This window comes from Paenibacillus sp. JT31N11, assembly GCF_056269285.1.
In genome coordinates this window covers 73,896-88,785 of record NZ_JBWDNQ010000013.1, presented here as the reverse complement: position 1 = coordinate 88,785, position 14,890 = coordinate 73,896, and the positions used below count along the sequence as shown (strand labels likewise).

Below are 14,890 nucleotides of genomic sequence, written 5' to 3'. Positions count from 1 at the left end.
CGCCATTTTGCTCAAATATGCGGTTGTTGACCAAAAACAAACAAGTGGATGAGCAGAGATCATACTCTGTTCATCTACTTGTTTGTTTTAAATTAAGTTCATCACTTGATTTGAAATGCAAATCAGATTTTATTGACTATATGTGTTATTATGTAACTTATGGTTCAATAAGAACACTAGGTATATTCAAATACTATAGTATTGAAAAAACAACCTTCAAGCTTAAAAAGGAGTGGAAGATCTATGAAATCTCTTCCAGACATGTGCCGGATCAATCCGGTGCTGGAAGTATTGGTTGGAAAGTGGAAAAGCACCATTTTACTCCATCTTTATTTTGAAGGGACCAAACGGTTCAGCGAGCTGCAAAAGGCCATTCCGGATATAACCAAGAAAATGCTGACCTCCCAGCTGCGGGAATTGGAGGACCAGGATGTTGTCAGGCGTGTCGTCTATCCCGTCGTGCCTCCCAAAGTCGAATATTCGCTTACAGAATACGGTTATACATTGGGTCCCATATTGAGATTAATGAATGAATGGGGAACCGCTCATGATATCAGAATGAGAAATAAACAAATGGAATTACAGACGGTTCCGGAATAGCAATCAGCCACAGCAAGCTGCTGTGGCTGATTTATTTGTAAATAGCGGATCACAACAAAGCTGTGAGAATTTAGAACCTTGCTGCCAAATCCGCAGTTTCTTTTAATCCACTGTCAATGATATCCTGAGCGCGGTCCTGATACTGCGCATGTCCTTCGATGACTACGGAATCGGGATTATGAATGCCCATAAGGCGGATGGCGGTTTTTATATAATTTAAAGCCATTTCCATAGATGCCATGAATTCAAGGGAATAATCTCCACCTCTTGCGGTGAGAAGCGCGACTTTTTTGTCGGCCGCCAGACCGATTGGACCTTCTGACGTATATTTGAACGTTTTCCCTGCTTGCATAATATAGGAGATATAGGTGACCAGCGGACCTGGCACTGTGTAATTCCAGAGAGGGAAAGCGAATATAATCTTGTCGGCTGCCATAAATTGCTCCAAATAAAAATTGGCAATATCAGCAGCTTTCTTCTCTTCCGGCGAAGTCTCAAGCCCTTGGCTGAGTTTATAAAGACCGCTCAGCGTCGTATTTCCGAAATAGGGAAGCTCGACGTTAAACAGATTAACCTCCGTTATACTGTCATTCGGGTGGCTCTTGCGGTAGTTATTCAAGAAAGTATCGTACATTCTGCTGCTGACGGCTTGATCCGACGGACGGTCGTTTGCTTTTACGAACAATATGTTTTCCATTATTGCATATTCCTCCCAAGTATATATAGTTATGCTTCATGCGTCTTAACGTAAGGCGAATCCGCTCCCTGTCATTATGAAGATAAAAATTATTTTTGAGAAGAAGGCACATTAATGTAATCGGGTTACTTAAATGTGCCCTGCGGGTCAGCAAGGACCAATCCTATTTGTGAAATGGTGAAATATTTTATTGTATATATTACATATGTTATAATACGCCGAAGGTCTTTTTCAAAAAGGGGAAAACGACATGAACGGATTTGAGAAGAGAGCCGAGCGTATTAAAGAGAAGATTATGATGAGTACCTTTGAAATGCTGAAAACATGGGAGCCCAAGCGGATACGGATAGCGGATATCGCAAAGAAGGCGAATGTGTCGCAGGTTACGATTTATAATCATTTTGGAAGTAAAGACCTGCTGCTGCGGGAAGTATTCATGGATTATATCAACAAGTACACGGCGGAATTTGAAGCCTATATCACAGAGAAGCATTCCTTGAAAGAGATCGTACAGTACAGCATTATCCGCGGCAAAGAATCGTATAAGACGCTGCCCGTTGCCGTGATCAAGGAAATCATGATTGAGGACCATGAGATGAATCAATATTTTGAAACGGAATATAAGGAAAAAGTCCTGCCGCTTATTGTTCGTTTAATCAATGAGGGGAAGGAACGGGGAGAAATTTCAAGCAAGGTTTCGATTCCAACGATACTGTTTTATATCGATATGTTTTTTCGGCAATCCGAACAATTGCTGGATTACGCCCGGCAGTATGGAAATATGGAACAATTTATCGAAGAAATGAATATTTTATTTTTCTATGGAATTTGCGGGAAAGACGAGTAAGGGTTCGGCTGCACCGAATATCTTTGGTTGAAATGAAAAATTTTAGCATGACAAAAATTCCAGTCCTATCCTCTACCCTGATCCCGCCACTGCCCGGGAGAGAACCCCGTGCGTTTTTTAAACGTTTTGGAGAAATGGTGAATATCGGCAAAACCGCAGTAGGAGGCTATTTCCTCCTGGGTTAACAGTGAGCTTTGCAGCAGCTCACGGGAATGCGTAATGCGCATCTCCAGCAGGTACTGGTGCGGGGAAACCCCATAGCGCTGCTTGAACAGCGCGCTGAACCGGGACGGGGAGAGATTGGCTCTGCCGGCCATGTCCTGGATGGAAAGAGGCTCGTTCAGATGCACCGAGAAATACGAAACGATCCAGCCGAACGGATCCTTGGCGCTGCGCATGCTGAAGCTGTTTTCCCGGTCGTAGGCTTCCAATACGGCAATCATCAGCTCGGAGGCAAGCAGGTGCGCCTTCAGCTGCATCAGGGGATTATGCTGCTCCCACAGCTCGGTTAGCCGAATGATGGTTTCACTGAATTTTTTCGGATTGCCCACCGTAAGTCTCACCGGAATATGAACCCCGTATACCTGCTCCAGGCTGGGCTGCATCAACTCCTTGTATGCGCTCAGATCGAGCTGCCCCGGCCGGGTTGCGAAGCTTCGTTCACGCTCCGGATTATAAAACACATCCAGATGGGCATAGGGAGTGATGGTATCCGTAAGCCCTTCCAGCACGACAAGACTCCCCGGCTGAACGAGGCAAAATTGTCCGGCTTCAAAACGGTGGACCTGCCGGTCGACCGTTATTTGGCATATTCCTTCCTGGATATAAATAAGAAGATAATCAAGCAGCCTTCTCTCGGGGTAATCCCACGGCCGCCGAATGGCATATTCACTATTCCGGATATAAGGTACGAACGGGGGAGAGCTGCGCTGAACTTCACGGATATTCATACTGTGGTCCCCTCTCCTCTGACGGTGTTTCACTAACTGGAGTATATCATAGAGAAACGCAGATTTTCAGTTGTTTTTGACAAACATCCAATAAGGATTGACAATGACCATCCTCATGCAAATGAATATAATCGTCATATAACGAGATGATGATTCCGTATTCCATGAAGGAGGAATAAACAATGTCAGCCGATGAACAGATCACCCTGCTGCCTGCTTTGGATGAACCGTATGAAATAACAGAAACGCAGATCAAGAACTATCAGGAGAAAGGGCATGTCCTGCTGCGCGGCGTCGCTTCGGCCAGCGAGGTTGCAGCTTATGAACCGATAATCAGCCAGTGCGTCCAGCGGTTGAACAAGCAGAACAAGCCGCTTGAAGAGCGGGACACATATGGAAAGGCTTTTATCCAGATCGGCAACCTTTGGGAAAAAAGCGAGGCAGTGGCCAAATTTTCGTTGGCCCGGCGTTTCGCCAAGATCGCTGCCGATCTGATGGGCGTGGATGGCGTCCGGATGTATCATGATCAGGCCTTGTTCAAAGAACCATACGGCGGCCATACCCCCTGGCATCAGGATCAGATCTACTGGCCGCTGGATACGGACAAGACGATCACGCTCTGGATGCCGCTTGTGCCGATTTCGGAGGAAGTAGGCTCCATGACTTTCGCGTCCGGGTCGCACAGCCAAAGGTACATCAACCGGATGGTGATTTCCGACGAATCCCATAAGACGCTTGCACAGTATATCGATGGCAAAGGCTTTGAACAGTGGACGTACGGAGCAATGGCCCCGGGAGATGCCACATTCCACTCCGGCTGGACGGTGCACAGCGCACCGGGCAATCCAACGGATCATATGCGCAAGGTTATGACAATTATCTATATTGCGGACGGGCTGCGGATAGCCGAGCCGGAAAGCAGCGCGCACCGAAACGACATGGCTGCCTGGTTCCCCGGTCTTGGACCGGGCGATCTCGCAGCGAGTCCGCTCAACCCGCTGCTGTACAGCCGCAGCAGCAACTGAATCCAGTCTAAATTTCTCTTAAAGAAACCTCCATCGCGGCTCTTTCTGCGATGGGGGTCGTTTCCAGTTTGCCGATGATATGATAATCTATAACCATGACAATAATAGAATCTTGCCTGCGAACCAACAAGCAAGGAGGAAACAATCAAATGATCAAATGGTTTAAAACAGCCGCCGCTGTCTCCTTGCTGTTGGCAGGCACAATGACAGCAAGCATGTCCGCATATGGCGCAGCTCCCGTACAACCACAGGCATTTATTGACGGCAAGCTGCAGGAACAGCCCATTCTCCTGCAAGGCTACACGCTCGTTCAATTGATTGCCTTTAACGACCCCGAATGGGTGAGCTATTCGTACGATGCGTCCGCGAGGACAGTTGTCATCACCAATCCGAGCCAGAACATGACGGTCATGCTGCAGGAGGGGGCGACGGAAGCCAATGTCAATGGAACCCGCGTGAAGCTGGATGCGCCGGTTCAGATTATTTTCGGCCGCACTTATGTTCCGCTTCGTTTTCTCTCCGAGACTCTGGGCGGCACAGTGGATTACATCACTGCCACCAGACAGGCGATCGTCCGCACACCATCCGGAGAAGCCGACTACCGGAAGCTTATGACAGGCAGCCTCCCGGATGCCCGCAATATTGCCGCCAATCTCAGTCCAATCCCGCTGGAGAAAGGGCTAGCTCCCTTAGGGGAAGGATTCTCTGAGGATTATGTCTTTCCCCAGGGAGAAGCTCTTCGATTTACGAAGGAATACAAAGGCTTAATCAGCTATATTGAGATTAACGAACAGGGACTGGCCGAGGTGAAGTGGCAGAAGGATACCTGGTCGGCGAGCGGCAAGTATCGGGAATCCGGATCAAAACCGCCGGCATTTGGCGAGTCTACTTATTTTATGTATAATTTTTCAACACCGGCATTCATAAAATACGGTACGATCGGAAGCGATGGCAAGGTGAGCGATCTGCCTCCATATGCGATTTCGGAGCAGCGCGGGAAGAGCAGAGAAATTTTTAATCCGGTTGAAGGCGAGCAGCGGACGGATAAACGGTAACGTCATTATCATTTTTTTCCAAATGAAATAAAATCTTCAGTTGATTTTAGTTCCGCTTCGGATACATAATTGAAACGTATCTTGCTCTAATTGCGTAATAGGTAACATCAACGCAGAACATATTAAGGGAGGACTACAAAAAATGTCGATTTTTAAACGTCTGAGAGATTTAACTTTATCCAATGTGTATGCCATGATTGAGAAAGCCGAGGATCCGGTTAAACTGACTGACCAATATATTCGCGATATGCAGGAAGACCTGGAGGATGCGGAGAAAGCCGTCGCCGCTCAGATCGCGATCGAGAAGAGATTCAAGCAGCTGTATGAAGAGCAGGAAGCGCTCGTGAAGAAACGGCAGGAGCAGGCCCATACGGCAGCTCAGGCGCAGAATCTCGATCTTGCCCGCCGCGCTCTCGAAGAGAAGAAAGCGGCCGAGCAGAAAATGAACGAATACAAAACCAATTATGACCAGAATAAAGCATCAGCCGACAATCTGCGCGATAAACTTGCAGAGATGCGCAAGCAGCTGACGGATATGAAGAACAAACGCGAAACGCTGGTTGCCCGCTACAACGCAGCGAAGGCACAAGCGGACATCAACAAATCGATGGCTGGCTTCAGCGCCGATACGGCAACTGCGGGAATGAAGCGGATGGAGGAGAAAATGCTCCAGATGGAAGCGCAGGCGGAAGCAAGCAACGAAATGAACAGCAAGGAAAAGTCGCTTGACGACGAGATCGAGGCGCTTGGCAAGGATAAAGCGGTCGAAGATGAGCTGGCAGCTCTGATGAAGCAGTACGAGAACAAGAACTAAACAAAAACGTACCTAAGAAGAACGTCCGCCGACGATGATCGCGCTCACCCGCTGATCTGACGTCCCCCAGACGTTTTTTCTTTGCACGAATGGATGCGGCAAAATTGATGATGGAGGATGTCCGATGACCTTACAAGAAGTAGTGGGCATGTTGGTGTGGACCGGAGCGGGAGCAGTGCTCCTGATTGTACTGATGACAGTGGATTCAATGTTCACGCGATACAAGGATATGGAAGAGATCAAGAAAGGCAATGTAGCGGTTACCACCAGATTCGTCATGAAGCTGCTGGCGCAAGCTTACATTCTGTCCCAGTCCATTGCAACCTCCAACCATTTGGGCGAAGCGCTGCTGGTTTCCGTGATCTCCTTTGTGATTCTGCTTGTACTTGAAACCCTGCTGGAGCTAGTCTTCCGCTCCATGTTTAGCCTGCACCTGGACAAAGGCACGAAGGAAGGCAAAATCGCCCACGCGCTGCTTGCCGGCTCCTTCCATGTTGCCGGTGCATTGATTATCGGGGCGTGCCTGTAACAACAGGGCCAATCCACATAATAAGGAGCGATGGCGATGGGCCTGTTTAAACGTATCAAGAATATAATGGCAAAGCCGGAGCCGCCAAAACCGGAGAAGACTATCCTTACCATTGGACCCGGTGATATTTGTGAAATATCGCTGGTCACCTATCAGGTCATTGGCCGTACCCAGAACAGACAGCGCAGATTGATTGTGCTGACCCTGCAGGATGGGGCTGCCGTCTCCTATCTGACGATTGAAGAACGCGAGCAAACGGTATATGCCATTTATACGCCCATTGACGGCAGGCTGGATTCGGTGGATGAGGTCCCTACCGTCATCGAGCTGGACGAGAGGACCTATCATCTGGAGGAGCAGTATTCCGGGCTGATTACGGTCATGGGCAAGGCTCCTTTTGTGCAGGGCGGCGAGCAGTATGTATGGCAGTATCAATCCGACGATATGAAGCTGCTCCGGATCGAATGGCAGGATGGGCGGTTCATGATGTATGAGGGTGAAGATGTGCTTCCGGCCGACGTCCGCGTCCTCCGCGGAAGTTAGGGGGTTCAAGCAATGAGACGAAGGTTGTCATTCTACCTTAAGAATCTGCTCGCTATCAGTCTGATTGTTCCGCTTCTTGCGGCATGCGGCGTGACGAGCACGATTGAAGACCAATACCCGCTGGAATCAGTGAACGGCAGCGGATCCGCGACATCGTACATCTATCGGGCGGAAGGTCTCAGCGTTCCGGAAGTGGCCAAGGCTCTGGCGGATGAGAATAAACCGCAGCAGGTCTCGGACGAGAAGACTGACCATATGTTTCTGGTCTATTCCGATAAAATCATTCACCTGCAGCAGGATGTGAAAAAGCCCGAAGATACGTTGATTGAAGTCGATTCCAAAGAATATGTCCGCAACAATTACAGCTCCAGCTTCCTTCAGGGCTATATTGTGGCCAGCCTGCTTGGCGATCTGTTCGGAGGCAGCCGCGGCGGCTCTTATCGCGGATATACGGATGCGGATACTTATAAACCGAAGACAGGCAGCTACCATGCGCCTACCGCAAACGAGAAAAAAGCGATTCCGCCGATGACGGTGGACCGCAAGGGCTCTATTTTCAAAAGGGCCAAGGACGCCGACTCGAGCAAAGCCGGCAGCGGCAACAGCATTTTCAATAAGTCGCCGCCCAAATCCGGTACGATTACGAGGGATTCGGGCAGCGGCGGCAAGAAATCAAGCTGGCTCACCCCGCGCAAATCAACCAAGCCCAAAACCCGCGTAGGCATGGGGAGGATTTCCAGGCGAAGGTAATGGTTAATCGAAATGGCAAAAGGACAGTTGGAGCCCGAATATGGGCTCCATTGTCCTTTTTATTTCGTATACAGCTTTAATTTTCACATAAAAAGAACTTCCGGATGCGATCCTCATTGTTATATAGTTAAGGAATCATGTTTATTAGAAGAAAGGCGGCAATTATGGCGGGTTGGCCGGTTGGGATGGCGCCGCAGCATGCCAGCCATAATAAGCAATGACGCGATGAAACTGGGAGCGTGAGAAGAATGGCAGAAAAAAGCATAGCAGTTGTGGAAGCCGTCCTGATTGCGGATGCACCATCCTCGTTTGTTACAAGAAGGATCGAGGAAATCCAGGTTGAGCTTGGCGGCATTCCGGGCGACCGCCATTTCGGTCTGCTGCGCAAGGCTGATTCGCGGCAGAAAATCTATCCGCGGGGACAGCTTATTGCCAACCGCCGTCAAATCAGTATCGTTTCTGTCGAGGAGTGCCGACAGATCGCCCGCAATATGGATGTGGTGGAGATCAGACCGGAATGGCTTGGCGCCAATTTGCTGCTTAAAGGTCTGGATCCCTTGACCATGCTGCCCTTGGGTGCCAGACTGGTATTCGCCTCGGGGGCGGGGTTGATTTGCGAAGGTGAAAATATGCCGTGCAAAGATCCTGGAGAGGTTATTGATTCGGAAATATATCCATCAACGGCGGCCAAAAAATTCGTGCCTGCGGCTAAGAAGCTCCGGGGCATCGTCTGCTCTGTCGAACGGGAAGGGGCCATTCGGATGAATGATGTCGTAACCATTATCAGGCCCCAGGCATGATAATGGGCAATTATGGAATATACATAAGGAAGATTGAACGGAAAATTTAATGCCGCTGCCCGCTTGACATACCCATGGGGGGTATTGTATATTATAGTAGAAGAGGTGATCCGCTCATGGATGAGTCAGTCGAACTGCATGATAAGGATAGCTGTGCAAGTGAAGGAGAGCGCAAGAGTCATCACTCAAACGCCATGAAGACCAATTTAATAACCCGTCTCAACCGGATTGAAGGGCAGATTCGCGGTGTTAAGGGACTTATCGAGAAAGATACCTATTGCGACGATGTCCTGAATCAAATCGCCGCTATTCAATCCGCACTCAACGGTGTAGGCAAGCTTCTTCTGGAAGGGCATATGAGGTCCTGTGTTGTGGAGCGCATTCAGGCTGGCGAGCATGAAGTCATTGATGAGCTGCTGATTACAGTCAAGAAGCTGATGAAATAAGAAGAAGCTGCGTTTCATCTCCTGCTTGCGGTGCTGCGCGTCTCTTCCCATTATAATATCCGGCGGACTAAGGCCGCCTATAGGAGGAATCATTATGGAGCATGTTCTGTTGAATGTAAAAGGAATGTCCTGTGGTCACTGTGTGAATTCTGTTGAAGGGGCCGTCAAAACATTAGGCGCTGCCGCCAAAGTGGATCTCGCCAAACAATCGGTCAGCATTGATTACGATGCATCGAAGATCTCACTGGCCGCAATCAAAGAAGCGATAGAAGATCAAGGGTATGACGTAGTGTAAGGATCCGGAGCCGCCGGATGGACGGCTCCTTTTTTATACGTATAATTATACCCTACTGGGGTACCATATAGAGAGAATGGGTGATGCATATGAGTCCGGTGCCAGAGAAGGAATATGAACAGCAAACGACCCTGCAAATTTCCGGTATGACCTGCGCCGCCTGCGCAAACCGGATCGAGAAGGGATTGAACAGGCTCACGGGTGTATCGCAAGCCTCCGTTAATTTTGCTCTGGAACAGGCTTCCGTCCACTATGATCCGGAGCAAGTTGACAGAGAGCAGCTTGAGAATAAGATCCAGGCGCTTGGCTATGGCACAGTTCATGAGACCGTCGATCTGGCGATCGAAGGCATGACATGCGCGGCTTGCGCAGCCCGGATCGAGAAAGGCTTGAATAAGCTTGAGGGTGTGCAGCGGGCTGCTGTCAACCTTACGCTGGAAACCGCAAGAGTGGAGTACTCCTCCGCGGATGTGTCTGTTTCCGATATGGTCAGCCGCGTGGAGAAGCTGGGCTATAAAGCCAGACTGAAGTCTGAAGTCATGGATGCCGGAGAACGGCGCCGCCAGGAGATACGCCGACAGAAGAGCAGGCTGCTGGTGTCAGCTGTATTGTCACTGCCGCTGCTCTGGGCGATGGTTGCGCATTTCTCCTTTACCTCCTGGATCTGGCTTCCGGAATTGTTGATGAACCCCTGGTTCCAGCTTGTGCTGGCGGCTCCGGTCCAGTTTATAATCGGCGGACCTTTCTATATAGGGGCTTATAAAGCGCTGCGCAATGGCAGCGCGAATATGGATGTGCTTGTCGCACTGGGCACATCGGCGGCCTTTTTCTACAGTCTTTATCTGACTTTTCAGTCGATCGGCAGCCATCACCAGGTAGACATGTACTATGAGACAAGCTCGATCCTCATTACCCTGATCCTGCTGGGCAAGCTGTTCGAGTCCCTGGCTAAAGGGCGCTCCTCGGAAGCGATCAAGACGCTGATGGGTCTGCAGGCGAAGACCGCTTTGGTCATTCGTGACGGGAGAGAGCTGCATATCCCGATTGAAGAGGTCCTCATCGGAGATGTCGTGATTGTGAAACCGGGGGAGAAGATACCGGTTGACGGTGAAGTGCTTGAGGGAATCTCCGCTGTTGACGAGTCCATGCTGACCGGGGAGAGTCTGCCTGTCGATAAACATGCCGGAGAGTCTGTGTTCGGCGCCACGATCAACAGGAACGGGCTGCTGAAAATTAAGGCGACGAAAATCGGCAAGGACACCGCGCTTGCCCGGATTATCAAGGTAGTAGAGGAGGCGCAGGGCTCGAAAGCTCCGATCCAGCGCGTTGCCGATGTAATCTCCGGTATTTTCGTCCCGATTGTCGTTGGCATAGCCGCCGCGGCTCTATTGATCTGGTACTTCGGAATCGAGCCGGGCAATTTTGCCGGAGCGCTGGAGAAGGCGATTGCCGTTCTGGTCATTGCCTGCCCGTGCGCCCTTGGTCTTGCGACACCGACCTCCATCATGGCGGGATCAGGACGCTCGGCTGAGCTTGGCATTCTATTCAAGGGCGGCGAGCACCTGGAAGCTGCGCACAGGATCGATACGGTTGTGCTGGACAAAACGGGCACTGTGACCAAAGGGCAGCCTGAGCTGACAGACATTCAACTGGAAGCGCCATGGGATGAACAACAACTGCTAGGCTGGATAGGAGCGGCTGAGCAGGGCTCGGAGCATCCGCTTGCTGCAGCCGTTGTCCAGGGAATTCAGCAGCAGGGAATTACGCTTGTCAGCGCGGAATCGTTCGAAGCTTTGCCGGGGTTTGGAATCCGGGCCAAAGTAGATGGCCGCGAGCTGCTGATCGGGACACGCAAGCTGATGAAGGCGAACAACGTGACGGCGGATACCGTGCAGACGGAGATGAACAGGCTAGAAGAACAGGGAAAAACCGCCATTCTGGCTGCTGTTGACGGTCAATATGCAGGTATGCTCGCCGTTGCGGATACCATCAAGGAAACATCCAGTCAGGCAGTCAGCCGTCTCCGGCAGGCTGGTCTTGATGTGATAATGATAACCGGAGACAACGAGCGTACTGCCCGAGCTATTGCCAAGGAAGCCGGAATCAGCCAGGTGCTCTCGGAAATACTGCCCGAGGGAAAAGCGGCTGAGGTGAAGAAGCTGCAGGCGACGGGCCGAAAGGTCGCGATGGTGGGCGATGGCATTAATGACGCCCCGGCTCTGGCAGAAGCGGATATCGGCATGGCAATCGGGACAGGTACGGATGTGGCCATGGAAGCAGCTGACGTGACGCTGATGCGGGGAGATTTGAACAGTATCCCGGATGCCATTGAAATGAGCAGGAAGACAATGCGCAATATCAGGCAGAACCTGTTCTGGGCGCTGGCTTATAATGTCATCGGCATTCCAATTGCGGCAAGCGGGTTCCTCGCCCCATGGCTGGCAGGCGCTGCGATGGCGCTCAGCTCGGTATCTGTCGTGCTGAACGCACTCCGTCTGCAGCGGGTCAAGTTGTAATTCACGGAGGTTAACGATGAGACGATTATTAATAGTAGCGCTGATTGCTGTGTTAAGTCTTGCGACTGCATGCACCAGATCCAAGCATGATGAGGCGCCTCTTGCGGCAGAGAATCAGGATAGTGCCGAAATGAATCAAATGAATCATGATGGTCATGATGCTACAGGGCATGCAGCTTCCGGTACATCCCATATTCAGACGGAGGCGGTCTGGAAGCTGTCGGACGAGAAGCCTCAGGCGGGGAACACCACTGCGATAACTGTACAAATTAACGATGGGAAGGGCAAGCCTGTCGCGGAATTTGATTTGAATCACGAGAAGCAGATGCATCTGATCATCGTCAGCAGGGATCTCGCGTATTTCGATCATATCCATCCGATATATAACGGGAATGGACAATTTCAAGTAGAGACGAATTTTCCTGCGGGGGGCGACTACAAGCTGATTGCGGATTACGTGCCGACTGGCGGTTCTGCAGTGAACAACAGCATCTGGATTTCCGTGCTTGGGTCGGCGGGTGAAGCCAAACCGATCGAACCCGATAAAAGCCTGGTCAAGACAGTTAATGGCGTAGAGGTGACACTGTCTTACGGCCATCTGATGGCTGGCATGGATTTGGAGCTTGATTTTCACATGACCGATGCCAACACGCATGAACCGGTTACCGATCTTGAGCCTTATCTGGGCGCTGTAGGTCATGTCGTAATCTTAAGCGCAGATGCGGAGCAATATCTCCATGTGCACCCGACGGAAGAGAAAGCCAAGGGACCGGATGCCGCCTTCATGACCCGTTTTCCGGAAAGCGGAATTTACAAGGTATGGGGCCAGTTCCAGCGGGAAGGAAAAACGTTTGTGGTGCCTTTCGTCATCGATGTTCCTTGACGTGTCAGATTGAGAGACCGAAAAAGCCATCAGCAGTCAGCTGCACAATAAATAGTGATGCAGCAGGAGGCGCCGTTCATGCGGCGCTTTTTTTGTTGATTGTTCGCAAGGGAGCGCCACTTACGGCGCTCCCTTCTCGCGTTCTGCCCGATTTTAAGAAAAAGATAAGAACTTCAGAATGTGAAAAGCCTTTCCAGAGTTGGTATAATGAAACGTACTTATGAAAGGACGTCATAAAAAGTGAATCTTAAAACGCTGCTTCTGGTCGACGATGAACCCGAAATCATCAAGCTGATGCAGATTTATCTGCAGCAGGAAAGCTATCGTCTTCTTATTGCCGCAAGCGGAGAGGAAGCGCTGGCAATCATAAGGCGGGAGCCCGTGGATCTGATTGTGCTGGATATCATGATGCCGGGAATGAATGGAATCGACACCTGCCTGAAAATTCGCGAGCTGGGCGAAATGCCCATTATTTTCCTGTCGGCCAAAGGTCAGGAAATTGATAAAATTACCGGACTCAGCGTAGGAGCGGACGATTATGTCACCAAGCCCTTCAGTCCGCTGGAGCTGATCGCAAGAATCAAAAGCCAGCTGCGCCGGTACAACAAATATACTTCTCCCCAGACAAGCGGCGATACCATGATCATTGATGGTCTTGTGATCCATTCGGCCGCGCATGAAATAACGGTGGAGGGAATTCCCGTCAAGCTGACTCCGCGGGAGTTTGCGATTGTTGAGCTGCTTGCCCGCAATCGCGGAATCGTCTTCAGCATCGAGAATATTTATGAGAAGGTGTGGAAGGATGCTTTTTTTGAAGCGAATAATACCGTTATGGTCCATATCCGCAAAATCCGCGAGAAAATCGAAACCGATCCCCGCAAGCCCCGTTACATCAAGACCATATGGGGAGTGGGCTATAAGATCGATAATCAATAGTTTGCGAGTCCGTTAAGCCGAAAGGAATCTGTTTCTGATGAAACCCCGATTATTCCGAACATTTCTGTGGAAGTTTCTGCTTGCCTTTCTGGCCAGCCTGCTGGCCTTGGGCTTGGTGCTGACGCTCGGTTATTTTCTGGCTGCCCAGCTCATCCGCTTCAATCCTTCCTCCTCCTTTCCGCTTACCTCGCTGCTGCGCTGGATCATTAACAGGGTCGGATCGGTCACGGTCATGTCGGTGACGGGATGTGTCTTGTTTCTTCTGTTCTTCTTTATCTTTTCACGAAACATAATCCGGTACCTCGAGCTGATTACCTCCGGATTGCAGCAGATTGCCGGAGGCGATTTGTCTCATCGCATTCCGGTCACTTCCTCCGACGAGCTGGGACAGGTTGCCCGGACGGTCAATGATATGACGGCGCGGCTGAGTCAGGCGCAGGCAGAGGAACGTGCCGCCGTCCAGGCGCGGAATGATCTGATCACCGGCGTCTCCCATGATTTGCGGACTCCGCTTACTTCCGTACTCGGCTTTCTGGGGTATATCGAGCAGGATCGATACAGGGACGAGCTGGAGCTTCGCCAGTATGTGAGCATTGCCTATGAGAAATCGCTTGTTCTGGAGAAGCTGATTGATGATCTATTCGACTATACACGTGTGACCAGCAGCGATATTCCGCTAAAATTGGAGCAAATCGATCTGGTTCCTTTCCTCCAGCAGCTGGCGGATGAATCGGTGCCCGCGCTGGAGGCGGCAGGCATGATCTGCCGGGTTCACGCGCCCCCTGCACCGATTATCGTGGAGGGAGATGGCGAATTAATGCTGCGTCTGTTCGAGAATCTGATGACCAACGCGATCCGATATGGCCGGGATGGACGGTATCTGGACATTGAACTGACAGAGGAGCGGGGAATGACATCGGTCATTTTCCGCAATTATGGCGAACCCATACCGGTGAGCCATCTGCCGCATCTTTTTGAACGCTTTTACCGTGTGGAGGCTTCCCGTTCCAAAAAAACCGGCGGAAGCGGGCTGGGCCTGGCCATTGCCAAAAGCATCGTGGAGCTGCATGGCGGCACGATTACGGCGAGCAGCGACAAGCGCAAAACCGAATTCAAAATTCTGCTGACCAGCATGCAAGCGGCATTGCGGTAATCCGGGATTTAGAGAGCGGGAGGCGGCTTCAGGCAAATGCGCCTTTTTCGT

At 50.7% G+C, this 14,890-nt stretch carries 17 protein-coding genes; 15 read left to right on the top strand and 2 right to left on the bottom strand.

The genetic code is table 11. From position 1 onward, the window contains the following. The first annotated feature begins 243 nt into the window (after positions 1–243). Positions 244–600 carry a winged helix-turn-helix transcriptional regulator gene (locus tag AC0YNV_RS31115; protein ID WP_475771485.1) on the top strand — a complete coding sequence of 119 codons (357 nt, stop codon included), beginning with the start codon at positions 244–246 and terminating at the stop codon, positions 598–600. 70 nt (positions 601–670) lie between these two features. On the opposite strand, the gene AC0YNV_RS31110 is transcribed toward AC0YNV_RS31115, so the two are convergent. Then, positions 671–1,297 carry an FMN-dependent NADH-azoreductase gene (locus AC0YNV_RS31110; protein WP_475771484.1) on the bottom strand — a complete coding sequence of 209 codons (627 nt, stop codon included), beginning with the start codon at positions 1,295–1,297 and terminating at the stop codon, positions 671–673. A 250-nt stretch (positions 1,298–1,547) separates the two neighbouring features. Between AC0YNV_RS31110 and AC0YNV_RS31105 the strand changes: the two genes are divergently transcribed. Beyond that, positions 1,548–2,144 (top strand): TetR/AcrR family transcriptional regulator, encoded by a 597-nt coding sequence (locus tag AC0YNV_RS31105; RefSeq protein ID WP_475771483.1) that lies wholly within the window; start codon positions 1,548–1,550, stop codon positions 2,142–2,144. A 65-nt stretch (positions 2,145–2,209) separates the two neighbouring features. On the opposite strand, the gene AC0YNV_RS31100 is transcribed toward AC0YNV_RS31105, so the two are convergent. Further along, entirely contained in the window at positions 2,210–3,094 is an 885-nt protein-coding gene (locus AC0YNV_RS31100) for a helix-turn-helix domain-containing protein (protein ID WP_475771482.1), read from the bottom strand. Between the two features lie 182 nt (positions 3,095–3,276). Between AC0YNV_RS31100 and AC0YNV_RS31095 the strand changes: the two genes are divergently transcribed. The 13 genes from AC0YNV_RS31095 (at position 3,277) to AC0YNV_RS31035 (ending at position 14,839) form a co-directional block, all read left to right on the top strand. After that, positions 3,277–4,119, top strand: coding sequence for a phytanoyl-CoA dioxygenase family protein (locus AC0YNV_RS31095; RefSeq protein WP_475771481.1), 843 nt, complete (start codon positions 3,277–3,279; stop codon positions 4,117–4,119). Between the two features lie 149 nt (positions 4,120–4,268). Further along, positions 4,269–5,174, top strand: a complete 906-nt coding sequence (locus AC0YNV_RS31090; RefSeq protein ID WP_475771480.1) for a copper amine oxidase N-terminal domain-containing protein — start codon at positions 4,269–4,271, stop codon at positions 5,172–5,174. Positions 5,175–5,316: 142 nt separating this feature from the next. Further along, complete coding sequence (locus AC0YNV_RS31085; RefSeq protein WP_475771479.1) at positions 5,317–5,988, top strand: PspA/IM30 family protein; 672 nt, start codon at positions 5,317–5,319, stop codon at positions 5,986–5,988. A gap of 124 nt (positions 5,989–6,112) precedes the next feature. Next, positions 6,113–6,517: a DUF350 domain-containing protein gene (locus tag AC0YNV_RS31080; RefSeq protein ID WP_210039924.1), complete on the top strand. Its 405-nt coding sequence runs from the start codon at positions 6,113–6,115 to the stop codon at positions 6,515–6,517. 36 nt (positions 6,518–6,553) lie between these two features. Next, on the top strand, positions 6,554–7,060 hold the full coding sequence (locus tag AC0YNV_RS31075; RefSeq protein WP_475771478.1) for a DUF4178 domain-containing protein: 507 nt from the start codon (positions 6,554–6,556) through the stop codon (positions 7,058–7,060). A 12-nt stretch (positions 7,061–7,072) separates the two neighbouring features. Continuing rightward, positions 7,073–7,810, top strand: a complete 738-nt coding sequence (locus AC0YNV_RS31070) for a DUF4247 domain-containing protein (RefSeq protein ID WP_475771477.1) — start codon at positions 7,073–7,075, stop codon at positions 7,808–7,810. A gap of 248 nt (positions 7,811–8,058) precedes the next feature. After that, positions 8,059–8,610 (top strand): MOSC domain-containing protein, encoded by a 552-nt coding sequence (locus tag AC0YNV_RS31065; protein ID WP_475771476.1) that lies wholly within the window; start codon positions 8,059–8,061, stop codon positions 8,608–8,610. 116 nt (positions 8,611–8,726) lie between these two features. Continuing rightward, entirely contained in the window at positions 8,727–9,056 is a 330-nt protein-coding gene (locus AC0YNV_RS31060) for a metal-sensitive transcriptional regulator (RefSeq protein ID WP_475771475.1), read from the top strand. Positions 9,057–9,150: 94 nt separating this feature from the next. Beyond that, a complete protein-coding gene (locus AC0YNV_RS31055; RefSeq protein WP_210039929.1) occupies positions 9,151–9,351 on the top strand; it encodes a copper ion binding protein in 201 nt (66 codons plus the stop codon). Between the two features lie 89 nt (positions 9,352–9,440). After that, positions 9,441–11,867, top strand: coding sequence for a heavy metal translocating P-type ATPase (locus AC0YNV_RS31050; protein WP_475771474.1), 2,427 nt, complete (start codon positions 9,441–9,443; stop codon positions 11,865–11,867). A gap of 16 nt (positions 11,868–11,883) precedes the next feature. Beyond that, a complete protein-coding gene (locus AC0YNV_RS31045; protein WP_475771473.1) occupies positions 11,884–12,750 on the top strand; it encodes a hypothetical protein in 867 nt (288 codons plus the stop codon). Positions 12,751–12,990: 240 nt separating this feature from the next. After that, on the top strand, positions 12,991–13,686 hold the full coding sequence (locus AC0YNV_RS31040) for a response regulator transcription factor (RefSeq protein WP_475771472.1): 696 nt from the start codon (positions 12,991–12,993) through the stop codon (positions 13,684–13,686). A gap of 37 nt (positions 13,687–13,723) precedes the next feature. Beyond that, positions 13,724–14,839 carry a sensor histidine kinase gene (locus AC0YNV_RS31035; protein WP_475771471.1) on the top strand — a complete coding sequence of 372 codons (1,116 nt, stop codon included), beginning with the start codon at positions 13,724–13,726 and terminating at the stop codon, positions 14,837–14,839. Positions 14,840–14,890: the final 51 nt, after the last annotated feature.